This window comes from Paraburkholderia sp. SIMBA_030 (assembly GCF_046535245.1).
Taxonomy (GTDB): domain Bacteria; phylum Pseudomonadota; class Gammaproteobacteria; order Burkholderiales; family Burkholderiaceae; genus Paraburkholderia.
The window spans coordinates 1-241 of record NZ_JAWRXB010001475.1 but is presented as its reverse complement, the minus strand read 5'-3'; the positions used below and the strand labels follow the sequence as shown (position 1 = coordinate 241).

General features: G+C 60.2%; 1 pseudogene. It reads left to right on the top strand.

From position 1 onward, the window contains the following. Positions 1 to 121: 121 nt before the first annotated feature. A pseudogene (locus SB772_RS44930) lies at positions 122 to 241 on the top strand (cell division protein ZapD); the annotation flags it as partial.

Sequence of the window (241 nt, the reverse complement as noted above, 5' to 3'; positions counted from 1 at the left end):
CCTGGCACGCAGCCGGAATAGCGCGTGAAGCAATCGCGGGCCGCATGCGATTGCGACAGCAGTCCCACGGCATTAGAATGTCCTGCAAATCCTTCACCGACCACGCCCGAGGCGAGCGCGCTTGATTCTTTACGAGTATCCCTTCAACGAGCGAATCCGGACGCTGCTGCGCCTTGAGGACCTGTTCGAGCGCTTCACGTTTTTCCTGACGCAGGAAGACCCGAGGGAACATCACGTCGCG